This is a genomic window from Daejeonella sp., from assembly GCF_044342615.1.
Lineage (GTDB): Bacteria > Bacteroidota > Bacteroidia > Sphingobacteriales > Sphingobacteriaceae > Daejeonella.
Window position 1 is genome coordinate 1 of record NZ_JBIIPN010000158.1, and the last position, 5,295, is coordinate 5,295.

The window sequence follows — 5,295 nt, forward strand, 5'->3', positions numbered from 1 at the left end:
GGTTAATTGTTGGTTTATTAGATGGAACTTATCTAACAGGTACACCGGGAAGTGTAATCGACCCACGTAGAAATAATATGATAACCGCATCTGTTGATGGGACGTTCAGAGGAACCAATCCAGGGTCTTCGGATCCTGGTACTGTTGCTTTAAAAAATCAAATTCCTAATCCTTGGGGCTCTTTAGCGAGTGCAAATCCAGGTGCTGGACAAGGTAAATACATTTTTAAAGACGATGCAGGGTTTCCAATAATGACCTTCGCTGAGATGCAATTCATTAAGGCAGAAGCTGCTTTTAGAGCAGGAAATCCTGGTTTAGCATTAACTGCTTACCAAGCTGGTATTGGTGCAAGTATAGATTTTGTGAGCTCGGTAGGTCCGGTAATTACACCAGCCGCAAAAGCTGCCTATTTGGCAAGTGACGCAGTGAAAAAAACTGCTGCTACATTAACGTTAGCAGACATTATGTTGCAAAAATATTTAGCGCTTTATGGTTATGGTTTTGTAGAAACTTGGAACGATTTACGTAAATACAATTACAATGTTGGAGATGCAAAAGGCAATAATCCCTACGTAAATGCATTTTTCTTTCCAACATCTTTCTTTGCAGATAATGGTGGTAAACCAGCACAACGTACGCGTCCAAGATATAATTCAGAATACCTTTGGAATGTAGAGGCACTTAAGAAAATTGGTGCTGATAAAGTTGATTATCATACCTATAAAATGTGGTTTACTGAGCCTTAATCTTTATAAAATTAAATAAACATGAAAAAATTATTATATATAATCGCGGCTTGTGCAACGCTATTTACAGCTTGCGAAAAAGGAATGCTAGTAGAAACTACCGAATATGAAAAGGTAGCTCCTGGTAATCCGAAGTATTCTTATGTCAAGATTTTAAATTTGACACCGTCTAGTCCTGTAATTAATTACTATATAGATGGGCCTAAGTTTACATCTGCTTTATCATCAACTGGCTTAGAAACGGCAGGTTTTGCTTACAATGGGCTGTTTCCAGATTTAGGCTATGCGGTAACTTCTCCAGGTAACCATCAGTTAACAGCTAAAATTTTGCCTAAAGCTACTGTAGACCCAGGCTTGCAAGTATTAGACAAGCAAATTACTACAGCTCCTGGTAAATACTATACCGTTATTACTGGTGGCACTTATGGTTTGGATAAAACTATTCCATCAATATTGGTGTTGGAAGATAAACAACCTGCTTTAGATACTTCAAAAGTTTTTGTTCGTTTGGTTAACTTTTATAACGGTGGGCCAAGCTATGACTTAGTAAAAGATTCTGCTACAGGAACTAAATTAGTTTCTAATGTAGCTTTTGGTACTGCTTCAGAGTTTGTTGAGATACCTGGTACAGCTGGTGTAGGTGGGAGCACTGCTTCAGTAAAATTATTTTTCAATAATTCTGCTACGGGAGTTACTCAAATTGCGGCAGGTACAACTTTAAATTTTCCCAAAGGGAGAGCTTATACAGTTTATACTAGAGGAATATTGGGAAATACTTTATTTCCTTTCTCTGCAACTTTCTATACTACGTTTTATTAAGAAAAGTTAATTGTGATAAATAAAGAGGCTGTATCGGTATTTTGATACAGCCTCTTTTTTTTACAATATTTTTAATCCTAAGCTCAAATGAAATAATCGCTGTTGCTGATTATACTTTTCACTTTGACTGATATTACTCAATCCAGCTTCGTAACGTGCATCAAAGGTTAAATTACCTAAGTCGAAACCTGCCCCTGCCTGCAAACCTAAAGTTTGATTTTTATAATTTCCGAAATCACTGACTTGATTATAGGCTGCTCCAAGACTATTATCCTCATCAAGAACAAATGAGATTATTGGGCCACCCATAAAACGAAGGTTTAATTTACTTGTACCGATAGAGGTTCCAACTAAAAGAGGTACATCGAGTGTGGTAAACTTTATTTCCCCTTTAACATCGGTAATGCTACCATTGGTTTGAATGCCGGTATATTCATTTCCTCTAGTTCCGAGGTAAAGCTCTGGTTGAAAATATAAACCTGCACCTCCCACGCGTGCAAATACTCCAGCTTGGTATCCTAGAATACTGTTTTCATTAGTTAAATCATCTTTTGTTTTCAAATTAGAATAATTAACTCCGCCCTTAATTCCAAAAGTAAATTTGGATGATTGAGCCATGGTACTTAGTCCGCTAAGCGCCAAAAGGCATGTCAATAGTATCGTCTTTTTCATGTGTTCTATAAATTAATTTTCTAAAATTGATGCAATAGCTATTCCAAAAACCTTTAATTGCTCAATTATTCGAAATAGCTTGAAATTTGTCGCGATAAAAATTAATTTTGTGCAAATTTGAGCCATGGCAGAGATCAGCATCAGTAATACAGAATGGGATCGTTTAAAGTTAAAACTTAAACGTAAATACAATCATCTTAGCGAAGAAGATCTTTCTTATCAGCAGGGTCAGGAGGAGGAATTAATTACTCGTTTAATGCAAAGATTAAAGCGTAAGCGTGAATACGTGGTATTTACCCTAGAAAAGGGCCTTCAATTTCTCGAAACAAACCGTTTATAATTTAGGCTTTATAGTCTTTGTCTTATTTTCTTAAATAATAGGACGGTTTTTTGTAATTTAAATTTCTAATTTAAACGTATGAACAATCAGTCCGCCGCAAAATCTGGTCTTCAAAAAGCCGCCAAGGGTTTTTTCCTAATCCTTGCTATAATATCTTTTTTCTCTTTTTCCTACGTTGAAGACTTGTTTCAGGTGTCCAAGAATCTGGACATTTTTGCTGCAGTTTATAAACAGTTGAGCATGAATTACGTGGATGAGGTAAATTCATCAAAAGTGATGAAAACAGGTATCGATGCGATGCTAGATGATCTCGATCCCTATACCCAATATATTCCTGAATCGGAGATTGAAGATTATAAACTAAAATATGTTAGCAATCAATATGGTGGTATTGGCGCAACTATTTCTTATAGAGATGGAAAAGTAATTGTTGCAGAGCCATTTGAGGGTTTTCCGGCACAAAAAGGCGGTTTAAGAGCAGGGGATGAGTTGCTAAAAATATTTGATGTTTCGCTCAAGGGAAAGAACAATCAAGATGTGAGTGCTATGCTTAAGGGGCAGAAAAGTACAAATGTAGATCTGCTTATTCAGAGGCCTGGTGTCGATAAACCTATTGAATTACAATTACTTAGAGAAGAAATTAAGCGTGGAAACGTGAGTTATTACGGAATGCTTCCCAATTCTGTTGGCTATATTAAACTCGATCAATTTTTAGAAGATGCTGCAAAAGAGGTTGAGGATGCGCTTGTGGATCTCAAGAAAAATCAACTCAATGGATTAGTTCTGGACCTTCGAGATAATGGTGGTGGTATTTTACAGGAATCCGTAAAAATTGTCAATTTGTTTGTTGAAAAAGGTACTACAGTTGTGATTCAAAAGAGCAGAAATCGCGAAAATCCAATTATCTATAAAACTTCTTCTCCAGCAATGGAACCAGAGCTGCCTTTAATGGTGCTAGTTAACGGACAATCAGCTTCAGCTTCAGAAATAGTTGCTGGATCTCTGCAAGATCTCGATAGAGCTGTTGTGATAGGTCAGCGTAGCTTCGGTAAGGGATTGGTGCAGCAAACCTTTAATTTGCCTTATAACAGTCTTGTGAAGGTTACAGTGGCTAAATATTATACTCCATCGGGTAGATGTATTCAATCTTTAGATTATAATCAAAGAGATACTGAAGGTCAGGTAACTAAACTTGCTGATTCACTCATCACAGAATATAAAACCAAAAGCGGTCGTTCAGTGTATGATGGTAGTGGTATTTTTCCGGATATTTTTGTTAAACCATTGAAATATAGTTTGTTAACAAGAACATTAGAATCTGGTTTTCATGTTTTTGATTATGCAACTCAGTATCACCAAACAAAACCTAAAATGCCTGCTGCAAAGACCTTTAAGCTGAGCGATGCGGAATACGAAGATTTTGTCAAATTCCTTTCCACAAGAACTTATAATTATAAATCGGGGACCGAAAAGCTTTTAATTGATTTACTTGCTGAAGCCAAGAAAGAAAACAAGTTAGATCTATACAAGCCTGAAATAGATGCTTTAAATACTAAAATTTCAGTTTCTAAGAAGAATGATCTTTATCTGTTTAAGGATGAAATCAAAGAAGTGCTTGAAAGTGAAATTGTTTCGCGCTACTATTATCAAAAAGGGCGGACCGAACACAGTTTGCCAAATGATCAGGATCTGAATGAAGCAATCAAGTTATTTTCCAATAAAACGAAGCTAAGCTCTATTTTGAGGGGCGAAGGTGGATATGGGAGGATTGGGAAACCGGGAGAATAGTTATCAGTTATCAGTTGTCAGTTGTCAGGCTGGCGACATTTGGATCAGTTGGTAGTTGTCAGTTATCAGTTGTCAGGCTGGGTGGAGATGATTTGGAGGTAAATAATAAACTTTCTGGTTAATGGGTCCTTGCTCCTTATTCTTTATTCTATGCATTTTCCTTATTCCTTATTCAAAAAAAGGGGAACATTTTCATCTAAAAAAGATAAAAACATTCCCTTTTTTTAAAATTTCTATTTGAAGCTTAATCCCATATTATAAAGCATAAATGCCCATTTATCGGCTTGTTCTTCGATGATTTTTCCAGTAGGTTTTCCAGCGCCGTGGCCGGCATTCGTTTCGATTCTAATTAAAGCGGGACTAGCGCCATTGTGAAATTCTTGCAATTGAGCTGCGAATTTAAAGGAATGCGCTGGTACAACACGGTCATCATGATCTGCTGTGGTAATAAGCGTTGCTGGATAGGAAATACCTGGTTTTAGCGCATGATATGGTGAATATTTAAGCAAATATTCAAACATCTCTTTAGACTCTTCTGCAGTTCCATAATCGTATGCCCATCCTGCGCCAGCAGTAAATTTATTATATCGAAGCATGTCTAGTACTCCAACAGCTGGGAAGGCAACTTTAAATAATTCTGGTCGCTGAGCCATAGTTGCAGCAACCAATAAACCACCGTTTGATCCGCCAGAAATTGCTAAATATTCTTTAGACGTGTATTTATTGTTAATTAAGTATTCCGAGGCAGCGATAAAATCATCAAAAACATTTTGCTTTTGCATTTTAGTCCCAGCAAGGTGCCATTTTTCACCGTATTCACCACCGCCACGAAGGTTTGGAACGGCATAAATTCCCCCTTGCTCCAATAAAATAATATTTGAAGTACTAAATGCTGGAGTTAAGCTCACGCTAAAACCACCATAACCATAT

The 5,295-nt window shown here is 36.8% G+C and carries 6 protein-coding genes; 4 read left to right on the forward strand and 2 right to left on the reverse strand.

Features of this window, described 5'->3' with window-relative positions:
• Together ACIQ0D_RS11265 and ACIQ0D_RS11270 are read left to right on the forward strand one after the other, a co-directional pair.
• Positions 1-746 (forward strand): SusD/RagB family nutrient-binding outer membrane lipoprotein (locus tag ACIQ0D_RS11265; RefSeq protein WP_395805656.1); only part of this gene is annotated, 746 nt, incomplete at its 5' end.
• Positions 747-767: 21 nt separating this feature from the next.
• Positions 768-1,565: a DUF4397 domain-containing protein gene (locus tag ACIQ0D_RS11270; protein ID WP_395805658.1), complete on the forward strand. Its 798-nt coding sequence runs from the start codon at positions 768-770 to the stop codon at positions 1,563-1,565.
• Between the two features lie 60 nt (positions 1,566-1,625).
• Here ACIQ0D_RS11270 and ACIQ0D_RS11275 read toward each other — a convergent pair whose 3' ends face one another.
• Positions 1,626-2,237, reverse strand: a complete 612-nt coding sequence (locus ACIQ0D_RS11275; protein ID WP_395805660.1) for a porin family protein — start codon at positions 2,235-2,237, stop codon at positions 1,626-1,628.
• 124 nt (positions 2,238-2,361) lie between these two features.
• On the opposite strand from ACIQ0D_RS11275, the gene ACIQ0D_RS11280 reads away from it, so the two are divergent.
• Both ACIQ0D_RS11280 and ACIQ0D_RS11285 read left to right on the forward strand, forming a co-directional pair.
• Positions 2,362-2,577: a hypothetical protein gene (locus tag ACIQ0D_RS11280; protein ID WP_291402949.1), complete on the forward strand. Its 216-nt coding sequence runs from the start codon at positions 2,362-2,364 to the stop codon at positions 2,575-2,577.
• 78 nt (positions 2,578-2,655) lie between these two features.
• On the forward strand, positions 2,656-4,365 hold the full coding sequence (locus ACIQ0D_RS11285; RefSeq protein WP_395805662.1) for a S41 family peptidase: 1,710 nt from the start codon (positions 2,656-2,658) through the stop codon (positions 4,363-4,365).
• 233 nt (positions 4,366-4,598) lie between these two features.
• On the opposite strand, the gene ACIQ0D_RS11290 is transcribed toward ACIQ0D_RS11285, so the two are convergent.
• Positions 4,599-5,295 (reverse strand): prolyl oligopeptidase family serine peptidase (locus ACIQ0D_RS11290; RefSeq protein WP_395805664.1); only part of this gene is annotated, 697 nt, incomplete at its 5' end.

Bases quoted from the DNA above. Each gene is read 5' to 3' on its own strand.
- ACIQ0D_RS11270 (WP_395805658.1), top strand. From the start codon at position 768: ATGAAAAAATTATTATATATAATCGCGGCTTGTGCAACGCTATTTACA.
- ACIQ0D_RS11275 (WP_395805660.1), bottom strand. From the start codon at position 2,237: ATGAAAAAGACGATACTATTGACATGCCTTTTGGCGCTTAGCGGACTA.
- ACIQ0D_RS11280 (WP_291402949.1), top strand. From the start codon at position 2,362: ATGGCAGAGATCAGCATCAGTAATACAGAATGGGATCGTTTAAAGTTA.
- ACIQ0D_RS11285 (WP_395805662.1), top strand. From the start codon at position 2,656: ATGAACAATCAGTCCGCCGCAAAATCTGGTCTTCAAAAAGCCGCCAAG.